1 protein-coding gene is annotated in these 569 nt (G+C 54.8%); it reads left to right on the forward strand.

The genetic code is table 11. The annotated features are described in order from the left end of the window. Positions 1–221 precede the first annotated feature (221 nt). Positions 222–569: hypothetical protein (locus tag N1032_RS26905; protein WP_259543746.1), on the forward strand; the 348-nt coding region annotated here is incomplete at its 3' end.

Below are 569 nucleotides of genomic sequence, written 5' to 3' on the forward strand. Positions count from 1 at the left end.
GCCAACCTGATGGCTAACATTCAGGCCGACGTTATCGCCGCGCCATACCTCCCCGCGTTGGTTGAGGCATGCCACGCTGAAGCCCTGACAGAGAACGCGGCCAGGTAGCCCCATCAAAAGAATGTGCAAAATAGTTTAAAAACTTTATTGCACATTCTAACTCCCTCCTGTATAGTTCGTCCTGTAGCAGCAATTAACCCCTTACGACAGGACACGAACAAATGACTACTTTCAACGCCGCCACCATTGCCAAAGTCCGCTTTATTGCAGAATGCGCTCACGAAGATTGCGCCCTGACCACCCTGAAGAACGCCAAAGAGCAGATCACGAATCGCTGCAAAATCTTTGCCGGTTATGAAAGCCAGTGGGCGGGCATCGACCGCGCCGAAGTCCTGGAGTGTTTCACGCAGGCGATGGATTGCACCCGTAAGGCCGACTTCACCCGCCGCATTGAATTGCTGTTAGAAACCATGCGCGACATGGAGATCGCCAACGAGCGCGCAGCAGCACGCGCCAAAACTGAAGCGGCAGCACCGGCAGCCGTTGAAGCAGCACCGGCAGAAGACGCA

It is taken from the genome of Herbiconiux daphne (genome assembly GCF_024979295.1).
Taxonomy (GTDB): domain Bacteria; phylum Actinomycetota; class Actinomycetes; order Actinomycetales; family Microbacteriaceae; genus Herbiconiux; species Herbiconiux daphnes.